General features: G+C 73.3%; 21 protein-coding genes. 11 read left to right on the plus strand and 10 right to left on the minus strand.

Features of this window, described 5'->3' with window-relative positions; all coding sequences use genetic code 11:
- Positions 1–15 precede the first annotated feature (15 nt).
- Positions 16–2730 (minus strand): tetratricopeptide repeat protein, encoded by a 2715-nt coding sequence (locus AB0L74_RS14075; protein WP_365650285.1) that lies wholly within the window; start codon positions 2728–2730, stop codon positions 16–18.
- A 362-nt stretch (positions 2731–3092) separates the two neighbouring features.
- Here AB0L74_RS14075 and AB0L74_RS14080 point away from each other — a divergent pair, with 362 nt between their 5' ends.
- The 4 genes from AB0L74_RS14080 to AB0L74_RS14095 all read left to right on the plus strand — a co-directional run bounded on the left by AB0L74_RS14080 (position 3093) and on the right by AB0L74_RS14095 (position 5081).
- On the plus strand, positions 3093–3251 hold the full coding sequence (locus AB0L74_RS14080) for a hypothetical protein (RefSeq protein WP_365650288.1): 159 nt from the start codon (positions 3093–3095) through the stop codon (positions 3249–3251).
- A gap of 413 nt (positions 3252–3664) precedes the next feature.
- The gene (locus AB0L74_RS14085; protein ID WP_365650290.1) at positions 3665–4288 is read left to right on the plus strand and encodes a hypothetical protein; all 624 of its coding nucleotides are present in this window, start codon (positions 3665–3667) and stop codon (positions 4286–4288) included.
- Positions 4285–4572, plus strand: a complete 288-nt coding sequence (locus AB0L74_RS14090; protein WP_365650293.1) for a helix-turn-helix domain-containing protein — start codon at positions 4285–4287, stop codon at positions 4570–4572. The genes AB0L74_RS14085 and AB0L74_RS14090 overlap by 4 nt, the downstream gene beginning before the upstream one ends.
- 380 nt (positions 4573–4952) lie before the next feature.
- Entirely contained in the window at positions 4953–5081 is a 129-nt protein-coding gene (locus AB0L74_RS14095; RefSeq protein ID WP_365650296.1) for a hypothetical protein, read from the plus strand.
- Between the two features lie 40 nt (positions 5082–5121).
- Here the strand turns inward: AB0L74_RS14095 and AB0L74_RS14100 are convergent, their stop codons facing one another.
- Positions 5122–5958 carry a LysR family substrate-binding domain-containing protein gene (locus tag AB0L74_RS14100; RefSeq protein ID WP_365650299.1) on the minus strand — a complete coding sequence of 279 codons (837 nt, stop codon included), beginning with the start codon at positions 5956–5958 and terminating at the stop codon, positions 5122–5124.
- 58 nt (positions 5959–6016) lie between these two features.
- Here AB0L74_RS14100 and AB0L74_RS14105 point away from each other — a divergent pair, with 58 nt between their 5' ends.
- Entirely contained in the window at positions 6017–6406 is a 390-nt protein-coding gene (locus AB0L74_RS14105) for a DUF5997 family protein (protein WP_365650301.1), read from the plus strand.
- Positions 6407–6510: 104 nt separating this feature from the next.
- Positions 6511–6939: a DUF2267 domain-containing protein gene (locus AB0L74_RS14110; RefSeq protein WP_365650304.1), complete on the plus strand. Its 429-nt coding sequence runs from the start codon at positions 6511–6513 to the stop codon at positions 6937–6939.
- A 46-nt stretch (positions 6940–6985) separates the two neighbouring features.
- Here AB0L74_RS14110 and AB0L74_RS14115 read toward each other — a convergent pair whose 3' ends face one another.
- The 6 genes from AB0L74_RS14115 to AB0L74_RS14140 all read right to left on the minus strand — a co-directional run bounded on the left by AB0L74_RS14115 (position 6986) and on the right by AB0L74_RS14140 (position 12596).
- Positions 6986–7480, minus strand: coding sequence for an ATP-binding protein (locus AB0L74_RS14115; RefSeq protein ID WP_365650307.1), 495 nt, complete (start codon positions 7478–7480; stop codon positions 6986–6988).
- 5 nt (positions 7481–7485) lie between these two features.
- Positions 7486–7977, minus strand: coding sequence for a DUF1360 domain-containing protein (locus AB0L74_RS14120; RefSeq protein WP_365650310.1), 492 nt, complete (start codon positions 7975–7977; stop codon positions 7486–7488).
- A gap of 197 nt (positions 7978–8174) precedes the next feature.
- Positions 8175–8561: a DUF2267 domain-containing protein gene (locus AB0L74_RS14125; RefSeq protein ID WP_365650312.1), complete on the minus strand. Its 387-nt coding sequence runs from the start codon at positions 8559–8561 to the stop codon at positions 8175–8177.
- 365 nt (positions 8562–8926) lie between these two features.
- Positions 8927–11059, minus strand: coding sequence for a xanthine dehydrogenase family protein molybdopterin-binding subunit (locus AB0L74_RS14130; protein ID WP_365650315.1), 2133 nt, complete (start codon positions 11057–11059; stop codon positions 8927–8929).
- Positions 11056–12048 (minus strand): xanthine dehydrogenase family protein subunit M, encoded by a 993-nt coding sequence (locus AB0L74_RS14135; RefSeq protein WP_365650318.1) that lies wholly within the window; start codon positions 12046–12048, stop codon positions 11056–11058. Before AB0L74_RS14135 ends, AB0L74_RS14130 begins: the two co-directional genes overlap by 4 nt.
- Positions 12045–12596 carry a 2Fe-2S iron-sulfur cluster-binding protein gene (locus AB0L74_RS14140; protein ID WP_029383974.1) on the minus strand — a complete coding sequence of 184 codons (552 nt, stop codon included), beginning with the start codon at positions 12594–12596 and terminating at the stop codon, positions 12045–12047. Before AB0L74_RS14140 ends, AB0L74_RS14135 begins: the two co-directional genes overlap by 4 nt.
- Before the next feature lie 313 nt (positions 12597–12909).
- Between AB0L74_RS14140 and AB0L74_RS14145 the strand changes: the two genes are divergently transcribed.
- The 3 genes from AB0L74_RS14145 (at position 12910) to AB0L74_RS14155 (ending at position 16467) form a co-directional block, all read left to right on the plus strand.
- Positions 12910–13491 (plus strand): TetR/AcrR family transcriptional regulator, encoded by a 582-nt coding sequence (locus AB0L74_RS14145; RefSeq protein ID WP_365650322.1) that lies wholly within the window; start codon positions 12910–12912, stop codon positions 13489–13491.
- A gap of 186 nt (positions 13492–13677) precedes the next feature.
- A complete protein-coding gene (locus AB0L74_RS14150; protein ID WP_365650325.1) occupies positions 13678–14799 on the plus strand; it encodes a GDSL-type esterase/lipase family protein in 1122 nt (373 codons plus the stop codon).
- Between the two features lie 33 nt (positions 14800–14832).
- The gene (locus AB0L74_RS14155) at positions 14833–16467 is read left to right on the plus strand and encodes a cellulase family glycosylhydrolase (protein ID WP_365650328.1); all 1635 of its coding nucleotides are present in this window, start codon (positions 14833–14835) and stop codon (positions 16465–16467) included.
- 17 nt (positions 16468–16484) lie between these two features.
- On the opposite strand, the gene AB0L74_RS14160 is transcribed toward AB0L74_RS14155, so the two are convergent.
- Positions 16485–18038, minus strand: coding sequence for an MFS transporter (locus tag AB0L74_RS14160; protein ID WP_365650331.1), 1554 nt, complete (start codon positions 18036–18038; stop codon positions 16485–16487).
- Between the two features lie 285 nt (positions 18039–18323).
- Entirely contained in the window at positions 18324–19142 is an 819-nt protein-coding gene (locus AB0L74_RS14165; protein ID WP_365650334.1) for a response regulator, read from the minus strand.
- Positions 19143–19420: 278 nt separating this feature from the next.
- Here AB0L74_RS14165 and AB0L74_RS14170 point away from each other — a divergent pair, with 278 nt between their 5' ends.
- Together AB0L74_RS14170 and AB0L74_RS14175 are read left to right on the plus strand one after the other, a co-directional pair.
- Positions 19421–20407: a tripartite tricarboxylate transporter substrate binding protein gene (locus tag AB0L74_RS14170; RefSeq protein ID WP_365650668.1), complete on the plus strand. Its 987-nt coding sequence runs from the start codon at positions 19421–19423 to the stop codon at positions 20405–20407.
- Positions 20404–20940, plus strand: a complete 537-nt coding sequence (locus tag AB0L74_RS14175; protein WP_365650337.1) for a tripartite tricarboxylate transporter TctB family protein — start codon at positions 20404–20406, stop codon at positions 20938–20940. The genes AB0L74_RS14170 and AB0L74_RS14175 overlap by 4 nt, the downstream gene beginning before the upstream one ends.
- Position 20941: the final 1 nt, after the last annotated feature.

Below are 20941 nucleotides of genomic sequence, written 5' to 3' on the forward strand. Positions count from 1 at the left end.
GGCCGGCGGTGCCGGTCACCTCATGCCTTCCAGCCGATCCATCACCCGCCGCAGACCCCGCTCGTCCCCCATGAACTCACACAGCACCGCGACGCGTTCCAGCGCCTTCACGGCCCTTTCGACGTTTCCGGCGGACAACAGCGCATCGGCGTACCGGCCGAGGATCTTGGCCTCGTTCGGCCAGTAGCTCAGCTCCCGGTAGATCGCGACGGCACGCTCGTACAGGCGCAGCGCCTCGTCCCGCTCAAGGCGCGACAGATGAATCTCCGCGAGGGTGGTTATCACGTTCGCCCGGCCGTTGGCGTCATCGACGGTCTCGAAGATCCGCAGCGCCTCGCCACACGTCCGCAGCGCTTCGTCGAACGCGCCACGCGCGTGGTGCACCGTGCCGATGCCGTTGAGTGCGGCGGCCGCCCCCGCCACGTTCCCGAGGTCGTCGAACAGCTCCAGCGCGCTCCTGTGGCCTTCTTCCGCGGCCTGGAGGTCTACTCGTCGTTCGTGGCCCACGGCACGCAAGTGGAGGGAGAAGGCCAGGCTCAACCGGCCTGCCGCGTCCGCTTGCTGCCTGCTGAGCCGGACAGCGATGTCGGCGTTGCCCAGACCGAGTTCGAGGTGCCCGGCCCTGATCTGGCTGCCCGCCAGCATCCTGTACACCATGGCCCGGTCGGCGGGAGAGGCGAGGCCGCGTGACGCCTCCTCGGCGTTCCGCAGCTGGCGCTCGGCCTCCGCATGACGGTTGCGTCTCCACTGGTACGAGACCAAGGCCATGGAAAGCAGCCAGACATAGCGCCGATGACCGCCGCGCAGGGCCAGATCGATGCCCTGCAGAAGCGCCTCGTACTCGGCGTCGAGGTAGGCCATCGCCGCCTCCTCTGTGACCGGGTCGACGACCCGCAGTCCACGCGGCTCTTCGATGGGCAGGCTCCGCTGTGGATCGATCACCCGGTCGCAGGCCGCCAGGTTCTGCAGCTGGTGTTCCAGAATCTGGCGGATCGTCCGCTCTTCGAGCTGGCCGTCCGGATCGTCCGCACCGGGTGCCATGTCATGGCGGGCGTAGGCACGCACGAGGTCGTGCAGGCGGTAGCGGTCCGCGGCGAGCTCCAGGAGGTTCGCGTCGACCAGCTCGGTCACGGCCCGCTCGGTGTCGCCTCCCACTCCGACGCTGCCCAGGTCCATCGTCGCGGCCCAGTCGATGCTGGGGCCGGGATGGAGCGCCAGCTGCCGCAACAGGCAACCGGCCTGCGCCGACAGCGTCGCGACGGAGCAGTCCAGAGCCAGGCGCACAGAGAGGGAATCATCGGGCCCGCGCAGCTCTTTCAGCCGCTGATGCTCCTGACTCAGGCGTACGACCAGCTCGGCGACACCTTGGGCCGGCCGGCCGCGGATCTGCCCGGCGATCACGGCGAGCGCCAGGGGCAACCGGCCGCACAGTTCCGCCAGCTTGTCGACGGAGGGGCCGCACCTCCTCCTCGTGTCTGGAGTCATCTGCGTGGACAGAACCTCGGCCGCCGACTCCCGGTCCAACGGCTCGATGCGGAAGACCCGCACGTCCTTGTGGGCGCTGAGGTCCGGCAGCTGGTTCCGGCTGGTGATGATCGCGACGGAGGACCCGGTGCCCGGCAGGAGCGGAAGCACCTGGCCGGCGTGGGCGGCGTCGTCCAGGACCATGACGACAGAGCGGGTGGCCAGCCGGGACCTGAACGCGCCGCTCATGGCGTCGATGTCGGCGGTGTCGGCCCGCACCCCGAGATCGGAGAGGAACCGGCCGAGAACACGCCCGGGTTCGGCCGGAGAGGTTCCCTCACCTGCGAACCCGGTCAGATTCGCGTACAGCGTCCCCTCGGGGAAGTCCGCCTCCACCATCCGGCACAGATGGTTCGCCAGGGCGCTCTTGCCCACGCCCGCCATACCGGTCAGCAGGATCACCGCTCCCCTGCCCTCGGCTTTTCGCTGCGACAGGAACTGCCGCAGCGAAGCCAGCTCACCGGATCGGCCGACGATGTCGCGTTCGGCGTAGGGAAGCTGCCGGGGGATCGGGTGTTCCGGCCGCGACGGGGATATCCCGCGGGGTTTGAAAGTGTTCCGGGTGACCTCCCGGAAAAGCTGAGCCAGCGCCGGATCCACCGGCTTTCCCACAGTCCTCTTGCGTTCCGTGATCAGTTTCTTCGCTTCTGACGAAGACCTGGACGCCGTGGCCAGCAGCCTGTAGAAGAATACCTTCTCATTCTGATTTCCTGGGAATCGCTTCAAGAATTCCTCGGTTTCCTTGAGTATCCATTCGATCTCCTCGGCCTCCCAGGCGGCTCTCAGGCAGTCGATCAGCGCCGCGCACCACTCTTGACGCAGCTCGGACCGCAAGAGGTCGAAACCCTTCCCTGGCAGCCCGAGGAGAGGTTCTTCGTGCGTCCACTGCTTCAGAGCCTCACGCAAGACCTCGAAGCGCGTGAGCGCACCCATGCCCCGGGATGTCTGCGCCTGCTTCACCAGTTCGTGGAACCGGAGGTAATCGACGGACGCCCGGGGCAGTTCCATCGAACATACGCCCGTCCCCGCCGAGCCCACCCGTACGTCGACGCTCTTGCGCAGGTCTGACAGGTGACGGCTGATGAGACCCGCGTTGGCCCCGCCGTCCGGCCAGAGGTAGTGAGCGATGTCGTCCCGGCGGACCCGATGCCCGGGCGAGACGACGAACAGAGCGAACAGGCAGGCCAGTTTGGATGTGCCCTTCACACCTCGTCCATCAGGGACGATGGCTTGGACCGGACCGAGTACATACCCCTCCACGACCTCTCCCTCGCATCCCGTGGCGGCCGTCGACCGCCACCCCGCATACCGCTCCTGAATCCGTGTGCCGGCAGGGGCGTTCCCACACCCGAGTGCTTCCGAGCGCCTCAGATCGCCCTCAGATTTCCCTCAGATCACGGTGAGCGCGGGACCCGGGGTTCACGGCACCATCGCCACCAGCCGCTCGCCGGAGCCGCGCACCAACGGCGCCGGGCCACGGCTGCTCCCGCCGAAGGGAGCCGGACCAACCGCCCGTTCAAACCCGCGACGAATCCGCGGGCCGAGAGAAAGCACGAAGGAGAAGACCGATGAACCAGCGACGCAGCAACCGCCGAGGAGGCCGGAAGCGGTCCTCCTCGATCCGCGGGGGCAAGACGTCGAAACGCCAGGTGCGGCCGGAGACGATCCTCGAGACGCCGCCGGCCGCCACCCCTGCCGACACCGAGACCGAATCCGAGTCCTCCTAGGAAGCGCCACACCGGCATCGTCCGCCGGCTCCGGGTGCCCGCCCTCGGGCGGGCACCCTCTCGGCCTCGGCGCCCACTCATACGACCGCCGCCGCAATGTCCGCCACAACACGGCCGCTCGCGCATGCCCCCGTGCAAATCTGAGGCGGAAGAGGCGTGTGCCCGTTTCAATCCCCTATGTCCCTGTCAAGTCGGGTCTCGCGGCCCGCACTCCTCCCCACTGCCGCCTTTGATGCTGGCACGTCCATACGTCCGAGAAGGGAAAGTCCTTGGCACTGGTAGTTTCCGGCGGAGTCTTCGCTGCCGTTGTGGCATACTTCGCCGATCCCCGAGCCACGGAGCACATGACGCTCCCCGTCACCCTTCGGTCAGAGGAGGGGCCGCTGTCGCTCTCTCCGGCCGAATTGCACAGAATGCTGCACGGCGACGGGGCAAACCCGGCACACGCCGCCCCCATCTGGCGGGACGCCATCCGAGCCGCACAGAACGAGGAAGCCGCGCACGGCCCGTGGCAGCTCCTGCTGATGTGGCTCCTCCTGCCCCGCCTCACGGGCACCGTGCACCGGATCACCGTACGGCTGGGCGCCGGCCGTACGGACCTCGAGTCCGAGATGGTCCTCGCCCTTCTGGACAAGCTGCCGGCCGTCGGCCCGGATCTTCCGGACGCTGCCGAGCAATTGATCCACGCCGCACGCGCCAGTGCGTGGCGGTACGCGCGCTCCGAAAGGCGAACCATCCCCTCCGCGCACATCGAGGCCATCGCGACACGGCGCGGCCACCCGGGAACCGGTGTCGGTGAAGAGGCCGACGCGTACGACTTTGTCGAGTACGCGTTGGAGGTCGTGCCACCACCCGGGCCGACGGAGCTGCGCGCTCCGCTCCGGTTCACGACCTCCTCGGCACAGCTGGAAGGGGAGCGACTCGGAGTACTCGCCAAGCGCCTGGACCTCCACGACGTGGTCCGCCTGGCCCGCCGCAGAGGCGGTAGGCGCCGCGTGGGAACCCTGTCGCTGACCCCGCGCAGGGGGCACCGATGAGCGGCCCCTCTCCGCGGCGTGACCCTCTCACCTTCACCGAGGTGTTCGACCTGCCTGTGGCAGTCGATCTCCGCACGGCGGCCCGAGCACTGGGGATCTGCACGCAGACCGCCTATCGGCTGATCCATCGAGGGGCCTTTCCCTGCCCGGTGCTGCGGGTGGGAGGCCGCTTCAGGGTTCCGACCACCCCTCTGATGCGGACCCTGGGCATCGAGGAACGGCCCGTGTACGCGGTTGACCTGGAAGCCGGCATGGACTCCGCGCAGGACCACGACGCGTTGTGACGCCCCGGCACACCGACGGCTGCTCCACCACGCGCGCCATCTGCCTCGCACCACCGAGGTGACCCGCATACGAAAGGCTCGGCGACACACTCGTCGGGCCTTTCCGGCTTCACCGTCCAGCCCGTTGACGCCCCACGCCACACAGCTGCGGCCAGGCTGATTCCCGACGATCTGGGCCGTACGGCCGTTCGCGCTTTCCCACCACGCGCTGGACGGCGTCGAGCCGGCGCCGTTCTTCGAGGAGACCGAGAAGCCGACGCACGCCTACTGCCACGGGCCGAACCCCCGGGCGGTCTTCGACGGCACCCGACTCCAGGGCCGCCGACTCGGCGCGGCCCGACGGCACCACGCTGCTGGACGACATCCGGGCCGGGGCGCCGTTGGTCGGCAAGGCGGCGCCGCTGGCCCGGGTCCCGTCGGCGGTGGACGACTGCACCGCCGGCCTGCTCGGGCGGGCCGAGGGCGGCCGGGTGGTGGAGACGGCGCGCAGGTCCACGTACGTCCCGTGAGGGGTGAACACCCGGCCGCCTGACGCGGCCCGAATTGAACTCAGGACCGGCGGCCGCCGCGCCGGCCGCCGCCCTTGGCGGTGCCGCCGGAACCCCGGCGCGGGTTCCGGCCGGCCGGCTTGCCGGCGGCCGACCTGTTTCCGCCCGTCCTGCCGCCGGCCGACGCGCCGCCCCTGGACTTGCCTCCGGCCTGGTTCCCCGCCGTGGGCTTGCGACCGGCGCCGCTCGCGCCGGCGCGCTTCGCGTCCTCCCGCTCCGGGGCCGGCCTGCGGCCCCGGGTGCTGTTGGCGGTCCGGCCGCGGACGATGCCGATGAAGTCCTCCACCAGGTCGGTGGTGGCCTCCTGCGGCCAGGACAGCGCGACGCTCGACGCGGGGGCGTCGGTGAGCGGCCGGTGGGTGAGGTCCTTGCGGTGGTGCAGCCGGGCCAGCGACAGCGGGACCACGAGCACGCCGATCCCCGCCGCGACCAGCTCGACGGCGTCCGCCGTGGTGGCGGGGCGCTCGAAGGCGGGCCGGCCCGGCAGGCGCTCCCAGCCGAGCACGTCGTCGAGGGGGTGCAGCACGATCTCGTCGGCCAGGTCCGCGACCGTCACCTCGTCGGCCGCCGTGACGAGGTGGTCCTTGGGGACCACGACCACCGTCGTCTCGGTGTAGAGCGGGATCGCGCTGAGCACCGTCCGGTCGACGGGCAGCCGTACCAGGCCCGCGTCGGCCTCGCCGTCCAGCAGCACGCCGCCGGCCTCGGCGGCGGCGACCTGGGTCAGGGACAGCGGGACGCCGGGCAGCCGCTCGTGCCAGACGCGCACCCACTTGTCGGGCATCACGCCCGGGACGTACGCGAGCCGGAACGAGGCGGATTCTTCCGAGGCTGTCACCTGGCCAGGTTACCGGGCGTGGTCATCGGTCGCGCACATGCTCGATACCCTGGATGCCATGACCCAGCACCAGAGCACCCAGACGATGAAGCCCGCGACCGCGGCGAAGAAGCTGGGTGTGTACCTCGAGGCCACACCCGCAGAGTTCCGGGAGGGTGTCGTCTCGCGCGCCGAGCTGAACGCGCTCCAGGCCGACCCGCCCGAGTGGCTGCGGGAGCTGCGCCGCACCGGCCCGCACCCCCGGCCGGTGGTGGCCGCGAAGCTGGGCGTCTCCATCGCCGGGCTGCACCGGGGCGGGATCACCGAGCCCCTCACCACCGAGCGGATCGAGGCGCTGAAGCAAGAGCGTCCCGAGTGGCTGGAGCGCGAGCAGGCACTCCAGGCGGAGGTCCGCAAGGAGGCGGCGCGCGTCAAGAAGCTGCACGCGGAGCGCGCCCAGCGGTCCTGACGGTCCTCACCGTCCTGGCCACCGGCATCGGTGTCACCCTCTCCGTACCGGACACTCGTCGTGCGCAAGCACCCTAGTGGCCCGAGACGTGGGAGTGGGCGCCGATGAGGTACGACGATCTGGTGCGAACCGTTCAGGAGCAGAGCCGGGCCGTCAGCCGGGACGAGGCCGAACGGACGGTGTCCGCCGTACTGCGCACCCTGGCCGAGCGTCTCCCCGAGGGGCTGGCCGAGCATCTGGCGGCCCAGCTGCCGCACGAGCTGGCCGGGTCCGTGCCCCCGGCGGGGGCGCCGGCCGAGGAGAGCGGGCACACGCGGGGCACCGGGGAGCGCTTCGGGCTCACCGCGTTCGCCGGCCGGGTGGCCTGGCGGGCCGGTATCACCGAGGAGGCCGCGCTCCAGCGCTCCGCGGTGGTGCTCAACGTGCTGGACGCCTTCGTCTCCCCCGAGGAGATGACGAAGGTGGCCGGTGCGCTGCCCGCCGACATCCGGGAGCTGCTGCCCACGACGCGCGCGGTCGAGAGCGAGGCCTGAGGCGCCGGGCACGGGACGGCGCGCCGGCCCCCGGCCCCCGGGGGTCTCACCCTCCGGCAGCGGAGGCCGGCCGTACGTCGAAGCCGCCGCGGCCGTCGAACCGGACGGTGAGCACCGCGTCGAAACCGTCTTCACGGGTCGGCCGGCGCAGCCGTTTCAGCGTGGCGCGGACGCCGACGTCCGGGACCCGGTCCCGTCCGGTGCGCGCGGCGTTGCGCCGCAGGGAGCCCGCGAGGTCGGGCGGGAACCAGTAGGCGACGACGGCGGCGCCGTACGTGTGCCCGGCCGCCACCAGCGGGCCCCACTCGGCGGGAGAGGGGTTGGTGTTGTCGACCGCCACCGACCGGCCGTCGGCCAGCGCCGCTTCGACCAGCCGCATCTGCCGGGCCTGCTTGTCCCGGGCGCCGCGCGGGAAGCGGTCCTTGCTGACCAGCGCGTAACGCTCCCGCAGGCGCTGCTCACAGAAGGTGGACTTCCCCGAGGCCTGGAGCCCGACCAGGACGGCCACCTCGGTCCCGCCCCGCCGGGCGTCCCCGGGCACCGTCCTCAGCCTTCGGCCTTCTGCTCCGTCAGGCTCCAGGCGTACTGCAACCAGTCCGCCATGGTGACGGCGGTCAGGCCCGCGCACACCAGGCGGGCCGCCCGCGGGGCGGAGGCGTAGGTGCCCACGAGCGCGCCCGCCACCCAGGCGGAGGTGCAGAACGGGCAGGACACCAGGTCGCCGACGGCCCGGCGCATCCCGCTGCCCCGGGAGACGTCCATCACCTCGTTGCCCTCGCTGTCGCGCTCGCGGCGGGTGAACGGTGCCCGCAGGAAGCTCGTGACCTTGTCCTTGGTCAGCAGCCGTGACGCCTTGAACGTGGCCGTGCCCAGGAGCGCCATGTCCCAGGGCGGCACCCCGTCGGGCAGCCGCAGCCCGCGGCGGCGCGCCACCACGGCGAACAGCCCCACCCCCGCCGCGAAGGTCGTCGCCAGCGTGGCGTAACCCGCGAGCGGGGTCTCCTCCTCGTCGTCGTATCGCCGCTCACCGTCCGTCATGGTGCCTCCTCGCCAAACGCCTGCTGCCGGTCCTGCGCCGGACGGGGCCCGGGTGCCCTGTTGCGGCCCTGGTCATACGCGGTGCGCCCGGGAAAAGGACCAGCGGGACGCCGGGACAGGGCCGCCCGGGGCCGCCTCCCCCGGCACGGCGGGCGACAGGCCGGGACGCCCGGGTCCGCGTCCCCGGCACCGGGCGCTCAAGCCCGCTCCGGCCTGCCGAAGAACTCCGCGTAATCGGACGGCAGCTGGGCCAGCAGATGGTCGACCTCGCCGCCGGAGACCGCGTCGGCGACGGTGGACAGCACGGCGCTCGCGTCCCACTCCGCGGTCGCCTGCCGGGCGCCGGTCTGCCGGGCCACGCGCCGCAGGAACTCCTCGTGGCCGAAGGTCTCCGGCCGTCCCCGTTCCAGGCGCAGGGCGTCGTCGAGCGGGGCGGGCAGCTGTGCGGCCAGGTCGGCGGCCTCCTCGGGGCTGATCCGGGAGGCGAGCACCCACAGGACCGCGGAACTGACCTGCTCGGCCTCCTCCTGGCTGCGGTACTCGCCACGGTCGCGGACCTCGGCGAGGAACTCGTCCAGCCTCATGGCGTCCTCCCTCCGCGCGCCGGTCTGCCGGGGCCCGGGTGCCCGCCGCACCAGCGGGGGAAACGGGGGCCGGCCTCACCGGCGTACCCCAAGGCGCTACCCGCCGCGACGGGGCACCGGGGCCCCCGGGACACGGGACGGACCACGGGGAGAGCGGACCGCCTCCGCGCCAGGACAGCCCGGTCCGCGTGGACCGGCGGACGCGGGACGGGCCCCGGGGAGAACGGACCGGTCGGCGACGCGGACCACCCCGCGGGGACGGACCGCCGCCCGGACCGGCCGCCGGGCACGCGTACGGCCGGGTGCGGGCCGGACCTCGGCCAGGTCGCCGCCCGCCCCGGCCGTCGCCCGGGTCCCGGCCGGGGTCAGACGCCCGGCGCTCCCGCCGCCAGCACGCGGTCCGGCCGGATCGGCAGGGCGCGGTGGCGTACGCCGGTCGCGTGCCAGACGGCGTTGGCGATCGCCGCCGCCGCGCCGACGATGCCGACCTCGCCGATGCCCTTGATGCCGACCGGGTCGTCGGGGTCGGTGTCGTCGACCCAGTCCGCCTCGATCCGCGGCACGTCGGCGTGCGCGGCGACGTGGTAGCCCGCGAGGTCGGCGCCGTAGTGGCCGCCGGTGGCCCGGTCGCGGACCGCCTCCTCGTGCAGGGCCATGGAGATGCCCCACGTCATACCGCCGATCAGCTGGCTGCGGGCGGTGAGCGGGTTGACGATGCGGCCCGCGGCGAAGATGCCGAGCATGCGGCGCACCCGCACCTCGCCGGTGGTGACGTCGACGGCGACCTCGGCGAACTGGGCGCCGAAGGAGTGCCGCTCCCGCTGGGCGAGGGCGCCGACGGCCTCGGTGGTGTCGGAGCGCACCGTGATGCCCTCGGGCGGGATGTCGCCGCTGAGGGCGAGCCGCTCACGCAGTTCCCGGGCCGCCTCCGTGACCGCCCAGGACCAGGAGCGGGTGCCCATCGACCCGCCGGCGATCCAGGCGGGCCCGAAGGCGCTGTCACCGATGCGTACCCGGACCCGCTCGGGTGCCGTCCCGAGCGCGTCGGCGGCGACCAGGGCGAGGGCGGTACGGGCGCCCGTACCGATGTCGGCGGCGGCGATCCGCACGGTGAAGGTGCCGTCCGGCTCCGCCGTCAGCGCCGCCGTGGAGGCCCCGGCGCCCACGGGGAAGGAGGCGGCGGCCGTGCCGGTGCCGAGCAGCCAGCGGCCGTCGCGGCGCACGCCGGGGCGGGGGTCGCGCTCCGCCCAGCCGAACCGGCGGGCGCCCTCCCGGAAGCAGGCGGCGAGGTTGCGGCCGGCGAAGGGCAGCCCGGAGACCGGTCCCGCCTCGGGCTCGTTGCGCAGGCGCAGCTCGATCGGGTCGACGCCGCACTTCTCGGCGAGCTCGTCGAACGCCGACTCCAGGGCGAAGGAGCCCGGCGCCTCGCCCGGGGCGCGCATCCAGGTCGGCGAGGGCACGTCGAGCCGTACCACCTCCTGGGACGTGCGGTGGGCGTCGGCGTCGTACAGGACGCGGGACGGGCCGGCGCTGGACTCGACGAACTCGTACACGGTGGAGGTCTGGTTCCACGCGCGATGCTCCAGTACGCGCAGCCGTCCCTCGGTGTCGGCGCCGAGCCGGATCCGCTGGGCGGTGGGGCTGCGGTACCCGGTGAGCGAGAACATCTGGCGCCGGGTCAGGACGACGCGGACCGGGCGCCCGAGCTCCCTCGCGGCCATCGCGGCGGCCACCTGGTGGGCCCGCACGCCCTTGCTGCCGAAGCCGCCGCCGACGTGCTCGGAGACCACCCGCACCGCGGACGCGTCCAGTGCGAACATGGCGGCGAGTTCGCTCTGCACCCAGGTGCTGCCCTGGTTGGAGTCGACGACCTCCAGCCGGCCGCCGTCCCACCGCGCGGTCGCCGCGTGCGGCTCCATGGGGCTGTGGTGCTCCTCCGGGGTGGTGTACTCGGCGTCCACGACGACGGCGGACGCGGCGAGGCCGGCCTCCACGTCGCCCTTCTCCGTCACCGCCGGGGCATACCCGTCCGCGGGGTAGGAGTCGGGGCGGGCGGCGGAGAAGGCGATGTCGTGCGGCTCCTCGTCGTACTGCACGGCGAGGGTGTCGGCGGCCTCGCGGGCCTGCTCGGGCGTCTCGGCGACGACGAGCGCCACGGGCCAGCCGGCGTGCGGCACCCGGTCGTGCTGGAAGACGGCGGCGGTCGGGTCGGGAACGCCGAGCAGGCCGACGTAGTCGGTGGTCAGGCGCGGGGCGTTGCCGTGGTGCAGGACGGCGAGCACACCCGGCAGGGCGAGCGCCGCGTCGGCGTCCACCGCGCGGATCCGGCCGCGGGCGACGGTGGAGAGCACCAGCCAGCCGTGGGCCAGGCCGGTGAAGGGGATCTCCGCCGCGTAGCGGGCGGCGCCGGTGACCTTGTCGCGGCCCTCCACGCGGGTGTGCGCGGTGCCGACGGAACCCCGCGGGGTGGTGGCCGGCCGGGTCGGGGCGGTGGTCATCGGGCGGCCTCCTCGGCGAGTTCGGTGAGCACGGCCACCGTGAGGTTGCGCATGAGGGTCACCTTGTATGCGTTGTCGGGCAGCGGGCGGGCCGCCGCGAGCTCGGCGTCGGCCGCGGCGGCGAAGGCGTCGGCGTCCGCCGGGGCGCCGGTCAGCGCCCGCTCGGCCGCGCGGGCCCGCCAGGGCCGCGACGCGACCGCGCCGAAGGCCAGGCGGACCTCGCGTACGACGCCGTCGGTGACGTCGAGCGCGGCGGCGACCGAGCCGATGGCGAACGCGTACGAGGCGCGCTCGCGCACCTTGCGGTAGCGGGACCGGGCGGCGACGGGGGCGGGCGGCAGGGTGACGCCGGTGATCAGGGCGCCCGGCGGCAGGGCGGTCTCCCGGTGCGGGGTGTCGCCGACGGGGAGGTAGAAGTCGGCCAGCGCCAGCGCGCCCGGCCCGTCGGCGGTCTCGTAGGACACCACGGCGTCGAAGGCGGCCAGCGCGACGCCCATGTCCGAGGGGTGGACGGCGACGCAGTGCTCGGAGGAGCCGAGGATGGCGTGATTGTGGTGCACGCCCTCGATGGCCGGGCAGCCGCTGCCCGGGACGCGCTTGTTGCAGGGTTTGCTCACGTCGGCGAAGTAGCCGCAGCGGGTGCGCTGGAGCAGATTGCCGCCGACCGTGGCCATGTTGCGCAGCTGTCCGGAGGCACCGGCCAGCACCGCCTGGGCGAGCGCCGGGTAGCGGCGGCGGACCTCGGGGTGGGCGGCGAGGTCGCTGTTGGTGACGGTGGCGCCGATGCGCAGGCCGCCGTCCGAGGCGGGCTCGATGCGGTCCAGGGGCAGGTCGCGGACGTCGATGAGCCGGGCGGGGCGCTCGACGCCCGTCTTCATCAGGTCGACGAGGTTGGTGCCGCCGCCGAGGAAGCGCGCCTCCGGGTCGGCGGCGAGCAGCGCCACGGCGCCGGAGACATCGGCCGCGCGGCGGTAACCGAACTCCCTCATACGGCCGCCTCCTCGGCGCCGGCGGCCCGGGCGACGGCCTGGACGATCGACACATACGCGCCGCAGCGGCACAGGTTGCCGCTCATCCGTTCCCGTATCTCCTCGGCGGTCAGCTCGGGCGGTCCCGCCTCGGGCCGTACGTCGTCGGTGGCGGCGCTGGGCCAGCCCGCCGCGTGCTCCTCGATCACCGCCACGGCCGAGCAGATCTGGCCCGGCGTGCAGTAACCGCACTGGTAGCCGTCGAGGTCGAGGAACGCCTGCTGCACCGGGTGCAGCCGCTCGCCGTCGGCCAGGCCCTCGATCGTGGTGATCTCGCGGCCTTCGGCGGCCACCGCCAGTTGCAGGCAGGACACCGCGCGGCGTCCGTCGAGCAGGACCGTGCAGGCGCCGCACTGCCCCTGGTCGCAGCCCTTCTTGGTGCCGGTCAGGTCCAGGCGCTCGCGCAGGGCGTCGAGGAGGGTGGTGCGGTGGTCGACGGACAGCGTGTACTTCTCGCCGTTGACCTGGAGGGTGATGGCGCTGTGCGTCGGCGCGGGGGCTGGGCCCATGATCAGCCTTCTTTCCGTATCCGGAACGGGTGGGGACGGTCCGGGCAAGGGGGTCGGGTCGAGTCGGTGGCAGGGGACGGCGCTGTGCGGGACGATGACGGGTCGTACGCGGCCGCCACCGGGCCGGGATCGCGGAGACGGCGAGAGGGTGAGGGCGCGTGCCGGCGGCCCGCGGCCACCGGCTGCCCCGCGTCGGCCGTCTCCGCCGTATGGTGAAGCGCAACCGGACAGTTGTCCGATCACTGGAAACGTAGTGGACAGTTGTCCGCTTAGCAAGGGCCGCGATTCGGCCACGAGCCCCCGAGGAGGACGAGTGCGGCAGCCGAAGGAGAGTTCTCCTCTGCGCTCGGACGCGCAGCGCAACCGCGAGCGCATCCTGGAGGCGGCACTGGCCGAACTGACGCGCTGCGCGGAGATCCCGTTGAGCGCGATCGCCAAGAAGGCGGGCGTCGGGCAGGGCACGTTCTACCGGAACTTCCCCAACCGCGAGTCGCTCGTCCTGGAGGTCTACCGGTACGAGATGCAGCAGGTCGCCGACGCCGCGGCGCAGTTGCTGGCGACCCGCGAGCCCGAGCGGGCGCTGCGCGAGTGGATGGACCGCCTGGCCCGTTTCGCCATGACCAAGGCGGGGCTGGCGGACGCCATCCGCCAGGCCACCAGCGCCCCGGGCAGTCCCGCGAAGCCGGGGCCCACCCCGGTGGTGGCGGCGGCCGAACTCCTGCTGCGGGCGGGCGAGAAGGCCGGCGTCATCCGCCCCGGTGTGAGCGGCGACGACTTCTTCCTCGCCATCGCCGGCCTGTGGCAGATCGACCCCCGCGAGGACTGGCAGCCGCGTGTCACCCGGCTGCTGGACCTGATCATGGACGGCCTGCGGGCGGGGGCGCCGGGCCGCTGATCCGCCGCCGAACCGCGCCCGCGGGGCGCGCCCGCGACGTTCCGCCCCGCTCGGTCGGCGCGGCCCCCGGCTCCCCCGGGGCCCTTCGGGGCACACTCCTGCCGCAGCAGTCTTGACGCGTAAATGACAACGATGGCTTGATGTGTGTGGGAGCGCTCCCAGCCCCTTTTCGGAGAAGGGACCACCATGCGCAGGACCCACCCCACACGCTTACCGATCCTCCCGGTTCTCGGCCTGCTGGCCACATTGCTGCTGCCGCTCGGATGGACGCTCGCCCCGCGCGCCGCGGCGGCACCGGCGGCCACGGCGGCGGACCCGGTGCGCATCATGCCGCTGGGCGACTCGATCACCGGTTCGCCGGGCTGCTGGCGGGCGGTGCTGTGGAACCGGCTCCAGAGCACCGGGTACACGGACATCGACTTCGTCGGCACGCTCGGCCCCCAGGGCTGCGGCCAGGCACACGACGGCGACAACGAAGGCCACGGCGGCGAGCTGGTGACCAACGTGGCCGACCGCAACCTGCTGCCGGCCCGGCTCGCCGCGACGCGTCCCGACATCGTTGTCATGCACTTCGGGACGAACGATGTCTGGAGCAACGTCTCCCCGGACCGCATCCTCGCCGCCTACACCAGGCTCGTCGAGCAGATGCGGGCCTCCCGGCCGGACATGAAGGTCCTCGTCGCCCAGCTCATCCCCATGAACCCCGGCAACTGCGCACAGTGCGCCCAGCGCGTCGTCGATCTCAACGCGCGCATCCCCGGCTGGGCCCGGGCGACGAGCACCGCGAACTCCCCGGTGACCGTCGTCGACCAGTGGACCGGCTTCAGCACGGCCGCCGACACCTACGACGGCGTGCACCCCAACGCCTCGGGCGACGCCAAGATCGCCGCCCGCTGGTACCCGGCCCTGGCCGCGCTGCTCGACGCGGGCACCCCGGGCGACCCCGGGGACCCCGGCGATCCGGGTGAGCCGGGCGGCGGCGAGCCCGCCTGCGCCACGGCCTTCCGGGCCGTCTCCACCTGGCAGGGCGGCTACCAGGGCGAGGTCACGGTGACCAACACCTCCACCGCGCCCGTCTCCGGCTGGACCGCCACCGTCGCGCCGTCCGGCGGCGCGCGGGTCACCCAGGTCTGGAACGGCAGCCTCACCACGGCCGCCGACGGCACGGCCACGGTCGCCAACACGGCCTGGAACGGCACCCTCGCGCCGGGAGCGAGCACCACCTTCGGCTTCCTCGCCACCACGTCGGGCACGGCCGGCACCCCGTCGGCGGCCGTCGGCTGCACGGCGCGCGCCGCCACGTCCTGACCCCGCCCCCCTTCCCACTCCCCTGGAGCCGCCATGAGATCCCCCACCGCCACCGTCCCCCGCCTGGCCGCCGTCGCGGCCGCCGTGCTGGGGCTCTTCCTTCCGCTGCTCGCCCTCGGCACCCCGGCCCACGCGGCGCCCACCGGCTTCCGCGTCGAGAACGGCCGGCTGCTGGAGGCGTCGGGGAACGACTTCGTGATGCGCGGCGTCAACCACGCCCACACCTGGTACCCGGACCGGATCAGCTCCCTCGCCCACATCAAGGCCAAGGGCGCCAACACCGTCCGGGTGGTCCTCTCCAGCGGTGACCGCTGGACCCGCAACGACGCCGCGGACGTGGCGAACGTCGTCAGCCAGTGCAAGCGCAACCGCCTGATCTGCGTCCTGGAGGTGCACGACACCACCGGCTACGGCGAGCAGAGCGGAGCCGTCTCGCTCTCCCGCGCCGCCGACTACTGGATCAGCGTGCAGAGCGCCCTGACGGGACAAGAGGACTACGTCATCGTCAACATCGGCAACGAGCCGTTCGGCAACACCACCTACGCGAACTGGACCGCCGAGACGAAGACGGCCGTCCAGAAGCTGCGGAACGCCGGATTCGACCACACGATCATGGTGGACGCGCCCAACTGGGGCCAGGACTGGGCGTTCACCATGCGTGACAACGCCGCCTCGGTGTTCGCGGCCGACCCGGACCGCAACACGGTCTTCTCCATCCACATGTACGGCGTCTTCGACACCGCGGCCGAGGTCGGCGACTACCTCAACCGCTTCGTCGCCGCGAAGCTCCCCATCGTCGTGGGCGAGTTCGGGCACGACCACTCCGACGGCAACCCCGACGAGGACGCCATCCTGTCGGTGACGCGGCAGCTCGGCCTCGGCTACCTCGGCTGGTCCTGGAGCGGCAACGGCGGCGGGGTCGAGTACCTGGACATGGTCACCAACTTCGACCCGAACCAGCTCACCTCGTGGGGGCAGCGGCTCTTCAACGGCGCGAACGGCATCGCCGCCACGGCCAAGGAGGCCGCCGTCTACTCCTCCTCCGGCGGCGACACCACCGCACCGACCGCCCCCGGAACCCCGGCCGCCTCGGCGGTGACCTCCTCGTCCGTCACCCTGTCCTGGGCCGCCTCCACCGACGCGAGCGGCGTGACCGGCTATGACGTCGTCCGGATCGGCGGCGGGGCGGAGACCGTCGTGGCCGCCACCACCGGCACCTCCGCCACCGTCACCGGCCTCGCGCCGGCCACGTCGTACACCTTCGCCGTGTACGCCCGCGACGCCGCCGGCAACCGCTCGCAGCGGTCCGGCACGGTCGCGGTGACCACCCCCACCGGTGGTCCGCCGGTCACGTGCGGTGTCGCCTACAAGGTCACGGGCCAGTGGCCCGGCGGCTTCCAGGGCGAGATCGTCCTGCGCAACACCGGCACCTCGGCGGTGAACGGCTGGACCCTGCGCTGGACCTTCCCCGACGGCCAGCGGGTCACCAACCTGTGGGGCGGTACGGCGACGCAGGAAGGCGCGGAGGTCACCGTCGCCTCCGCCCCGTACACGGCGTCCATCCCCGCGGCGGGCTCCGTCACCCTCGGCTTCACGGCCTCCCGGGGGACGGCGAACCCCAGCCCCACCACGTTCGCCCTCAACGGTGCCTCCTGCACCGTGGACTGACGTGCGGCGCCCCGGCCTCACATCGGGCCGGGGCCCCTGCCACCCTGGAGGCGTTCCAGGTCGCCGGGCCGGACCTGGATGACCACCAAGGCGATCAGCGCGGCGGCCACCGTGCAGATCGCCGCCGTCACGAAGGCGGCCGACACCCCGGCGGTGAGGATCTCGTCGGCCCAGCGCCCGGGCAGCTCCCCCGTGCGCCGGAACCGCAGGCGCTCGGCCGGGGACGCCTGGGCCAGGAAGCGGGGGATCTGCCTGCGGGCCTCGGCGTCGCCGGCCGTGCCGAACACCGTGACCAGGACGGACAGTCCGAGCGAGCCGCCGACCTGCTGCGTGACGTTGAGCAGTCCGGAGGCCGCGCCGGTCTCCCGGCTGGAGACACCGGACAGCGCCATGAGGGTGAGCGCGACGAACTCCATGCCCATGCCCAGGCCGAAGACCAGCAAGGGGCCGAGGACGCTGCCCGCGTAGGTGGAGTGGACGTCGGTCAGGGTCAGCCAGGCCAGCCCCGCCGCCGCGAGGACCCCGCCCACGACCATGAAGGGTTTGGGGCCCAGCCGGGGCAGGAACCGCGAGGCCAGCCCGGCACCGATCGCGATGACCGCGCTGACCGGCAGGAAGGCGAGCCCGGCCCGCAAGGGGCTGAAGTCCAGCACGTTCTGCACGAAGAGCGTGAGGAAGAAGAACAGGCCCAGCATCGCGGCGGCCAGACACAGCATGACGCCGTAGGTGCCCGCCCGGTTGCGGTCGGCGAACATGTGCAGCGGTGTGATCGGCTGCCCGGACCGCCGCTCGGTCAGGACGAACACCGCGAGGATGACGACGGCCGCGGCGAACGCGGCCAGCGTGATGCTCTCCAGCCAGCCGTCCTGCCCGGCCCTGATGAAGCCGTACACCAGCAGCGCCATGCCGGCGGTGGAGGTCAGCGCGCCGGTGATGTCGAAGTGCCCGGGATGACGCGCGGACTCTGTGATCCAGCGGGGTGTGGCGAGGGCGACCAGCAGCCCGACGGGGACGTTGACGAACAGCACCCAGCGCCAGTTCAGCCACTCCACCAGCATGCCGCCCGCCAGCAGGCCGATCGCGCCGCCGCCCGCCGAGACCGCGGCGAAGACCCCGAACGCCCGGTTGCGTTCGGGGCCTTCGCGGAACGTCGTGCCGACCAGGGCGAGGGCGGTGGGGGAGGCGATGGCGCCGCCGACGCCCTGGAGAGCCCGGGCGGCGAGGAGCTGGCCGGAGTTCTGGGCGAACCCGCCGAGCAGGGAGGCGAGCACGAAGAGCAGCACGCCGAAGACGAACACGCGCCGTCTGCCGAGGATGTCGCCGGCCCGGCCGCCGAGCAGCAGCAGTCCGCCGAAGGTGAGCGTGTAGGCGTTGACCACCCACGACAGGCCGGTGGTGGAGAAGTCCAGCGAGCGCTGGATGTCCGGCAGCGCGATGTTCACGATGGTGATGTCCAGGACCACCATCAGCTGGCAGGAGGCGATGACCAGCAGCGCCATCCCGCTTCCGCCACCGCCGCCTTCCCGGGCGGTGGTGTACGGCGCGGAGGTGGATCGGGGGCTGCTGCTCATGGCGTTCGCGCTCTCAAGGGGACCCACCCCCTCGGGAGGGGGTGGGCGAAGGGCTGTGAACGGCTGTGAACGGCTGCGCCCACCGCGCGGTCACCGTTCGACCGTACGCCCGTGCCCCGGCCGTCACCAGTCGATCAGCACGGCCCGCCGGAAGCTGCCCGGGCGACGCCAGAGCGGGGGCCGCGCCATCGGCGCGACCGCGGCGGCGACGCGGGAGCAGGAGGCGCGTTCACCGGTACGACCGCGGCGGCGACGCGGGGCGGCCGCGCGCGCCGCACCCGGCCCTCACCCTTCGAACGTGCCCGGGCCGCACGACGCCCCGGCCCGCGCGCGCGTGCCGCGGGCCGCCGCGCCGGGGCCGGGCTCCTCGGGCCGGCCGCGGAAGCGGTACCGGCGTTCGGGCCGGCCGGCCGCGCCGTAGCGCAGCGAGACGTCGGCGTCGCCGACGGTGTGGAAGTACTCCAGGTAGCGGCGGGCGCTGACGCGCGAGAGGCCGGTGAGGGCCGCGCACTCGCTGGCGGACAGGGAGCCGTCGGCGTCGCGCAGTACCCGTTCGACCAGGGCGGCGGTCTCCGCGCTCATGCCCTTGGGCAGCGCCGGGCCCGGCGGGGCCGGGGCCGGGGCGCCGGCCAGGACGCGGTCGACGTCGGCCTGGCCGCGCACCACCGCGTCGCGCAGCCGGCCCCGCCGGACCGCGTAGCGCTCCAGGCGGGCGCGCAGGTCGTCGAACTCGAACGGCTTGAGCAGGTAGTCGACGACGCCGTGCCGGACGGCTCCGCGTACCGCGTCCGCCTCCCGGGCGGCGCTGACCACCATGACGTCGCAGTCGTGCCCGGCGGCCCGCAGCCGGGGGATGACGTCCAGGCCGAAGGCGTCCGGCAGGTACAGGTCGAGCAGCACCAGATCGGGGCGGAGCTCGTCGGCGGCGGCGACGGCCTGCTCGCCGGTGCCCGCGACACCGGCGACGCGGAAGGGGGCGACCCGCTCGACGAACGCGCGGTGGACCCGGGCCACCATGAAGTCGTCGTCGACGACGAGCACGTCGATCGCACCGGCCGTACCGGACTGGCCGCCCGTGGCCGGTCCCTCCCGCGTGCTGGTCATCGGTCCGCTCCTTCCGCTCCTTCCACCGCCGCGTCGTTCCCCCGCTCCGGCGGCACGGCGGGCGGCCGGTGTGCCGGACCGCCCATGATGGCGCCCACCTGCGGGGAAGGAAAGGGATACCGGGCGCCGCCCGGCCAACCGTGACCTCAATGACCACAACCTCCATTGGTTCCGCAAGGCAGACAGCCCGCGGGCGGGCGGGCACCATATGGCCCTCATCCCCCTGCCCCACAGGGCTTCCCTTACCGACAGACCCAAACCGACAGGTGGTGGCACTCGTGCGCCTGCGCACCCCCCTCGCCCTGCTCGGGGCCGCCGTGCTCGTCCTCGTGGGACCGCCGCTGCTCTCCGCCGGCGGCGGCGCCGAGACCGGCACACAGATCCCGGGCCTGCGCTTCATGGTCCCCAACACACCCGGCGGCGGCTACGACATCACGGCCCGTACGGCCGCGAAGAACGCCGAGGACGCCGGACTCACGCACAACGTCGAGGTGTTCAACCTGCCCGGGGCCGGCGGCACCGTCGGCCTGAGCCGGCTGGTCAGCGAGCACGGCAACGGCAGGCTGGCGATGTCGATGGGGCTCGGCGTCGTCGGCGCCGTCCGATCCAACCACGCGCCGAGGACACTCGCCGACACCACCCCCATCGCCCGGCTCACCGAGGAGCAGGACGTCGTGGTCGTCGGCAAGGACTCCCCGTACCGGACGATCGACGAGCTGATCGGCGCCTGGCGGAAAGACCCCGGCAAGCTGCCGGTGGGCGGGGGCTCCTCCCCGGGCGGGCCGGACCATCTGGCGCCGATGCTGATGGCGCGGGCCGCCGGCATCTCCCCCAAGGCGGTCAACTACATCCCCTTCGACGGCGGCGGCGAGCTGCTCGCCTCGATCCTCGGCGGCAAGGTCGCCTTCGGCGTCTCCGGAGTCGGCGAGTACCTGGACCAGATCAAGGCCGGTGAGCTGCGGGTCCTGGCGGTCACCGGTCCCGAGCGGGTGACCGGGCTGAAGGACGCGCCCACGCTCAAGGAGTCCGGCTACGACGTGGAGTTCACCAACTGGCGCGGCATCGTCGCCCCGCCCGGTCTGTCCGACGCCGAGCGGGGAAAGCTGATCCGCCTGGCCGAGGAGTTGCACGACTCGCCCGAGTGGCGGCGGTCCCTGGAGAAGAACGGCTGGGACGACGCCTTCCTGGCCGGGGAGAGGTTCGGCGCGTTCCTGGACGCCCAGGACAAGCGCGTGGTGTCGGTACTGAAGGAGCTGGGACTGTGACGACAGAGACGGACCGCGCGCCGGACAGGGCGGGCGGGCGGCGCTCCTGGCTGCGCGACCACTCCGAACTCGGCGTGTGCGCCCTGCTGCTGGCGCTCGGTGTGCTCGTCCTGACCGACGCGCTGACGATGGACGTCGACATCGCCCAGCGCGGCCCGGTCGGCCCCAGGACGGTACCGGTCGCCGTCGGTGCCGGTCTGCTCGTCATCGCCGCCCTGCTGGCCGTCGACGTCCTGCGCGGCGGCCGGGGCGAGGCGGAGGGCGGGGAGGACGTCGATCTGTCGGAGCCCGCCGACTGGCGCACCGTGCTGCTGCTGTCGGGGATCTTCCTGGGTGCGGCCGTGCTCATCGAACCGGCCGGCTTCCCCGTCGCGGGCGCCCTGCTCTTCTGGGGCGCCGCCTTCGCGCTCGGCAGCCGCCGCGTCGACCGCGACCCGCTGATCGCGGCCGTCCTGTCCCTGATCACCTACGCCGTCTTCGACAAGCTGCTCGGGGTGCCGCTGCCCGGCGGCCCGCTGATGGGAGTGCTGTGAC

Origin of the sequence: Streptomyces sp. NPDC052020, assembly GCF_040680575.1 — a bacterium.
GTDB lineage: Bacteria > Actinomycetota > Actinomycetes > Streptomycetales > Streptomycetaceae > Streptomyces.

Coding starts and splice junctions, on each gene's coding strand:
- AB0L74_RS14090 (WP_365650293.1), top strand. CDS start 4,285: ATGAGCGGCCCCTCTCCGCGGCGTGACCCTCTCACCTTCACCGAGGTG.
- AB0L74_RS14135 (WP_365650318.1), bottom strand. CDS start 12,048: ATGAGGGAGTTCGGTTACCGCCGCGCGGCCGATGTCTCCGGCGCCGTG.
- AB0L74_RS14150 (WP_365650325.1), top strand. CDS start 13,678: ATGCGCAGGACCCACCCCACACGCTTACCGATCCTCCCGGTTCTCGGC.
- AB0L74_RS14140 (WP_029383974.1), bottom strand. CDS start 12,596: ATGGGCCCAGCCCCCGCGCCGACGCACAGCGCCATCACCCTCCAGGTC.
- AB0L74_RS14120 (WP_365650310.1), bottom strand. CDS start 7,977: ATGACGGACGGTGAGCGGCGATACGACGACGAGGAGGAGACCCCGCTC.
- AB0L74_RS14085 (WP_365650290.1), top strand. CDS start 3,665: ATGCTGCACGGCGACGGGGCAAACCCGGCACACGCCGCCCCCATCTGG.
- AB0L74_RS14125 (WP_365650312.1), bottom strand. CDS start 8,561: ATGAGGCTGGACGAGTTCCTCGCCGAGGTCCGCGACCGTGGCGAGTAC.
- AB0L74_RS14160 (WP_365650331.1), bottom strand. CDS start 18,038: ATGAGCAGCAGCCCCCGATCCACCTCCGCGCCGTACACCACCGCCCGG.
- AB0L74_RS14155 (WP_365650328.1), top strand. CDS start 14,833: ATGAGATCCCCCACCGCCACCGTCCCCCGCCTGGCCGCCGTCGCGGCC.
- AB0L74_RS14105 (WP_365650301.1), top strand. CDS start 6,017: ATGACCCAGCACCAGAGCACCCAGACGATGAAGCCCGCGACCGCGGCG.
- AB0L74_RS14110 (WP_365650304.1), top strand. CDS start 6,511: ATGAGGTACGACGATCTGGTGCGAACCGTTCAGGAGCAGAGCCGGGCC.
- AB0L74_RS14130 (WP_365650315.1), bottom strand. CDS start 11,059: ATGACCACCGCCCCGACCCGGCCGGCCACCACCCCGCGGGGTTCCGTC.
- AB0L74_RS14080 (WP_365650288.1), top strand. CDS start 3,093: ATGAACCAGCGACGCAGCAACCGCCGAGGAGGCCGGAAGCGGTCCTCC.
- AB0L74_RS14165 (WP_365650334.1), bottom strand. CDS start 19,142: ATGACCAGCACGCGGGAGGGACCGGCCACGGGCGGCCAGTCCGGTACG.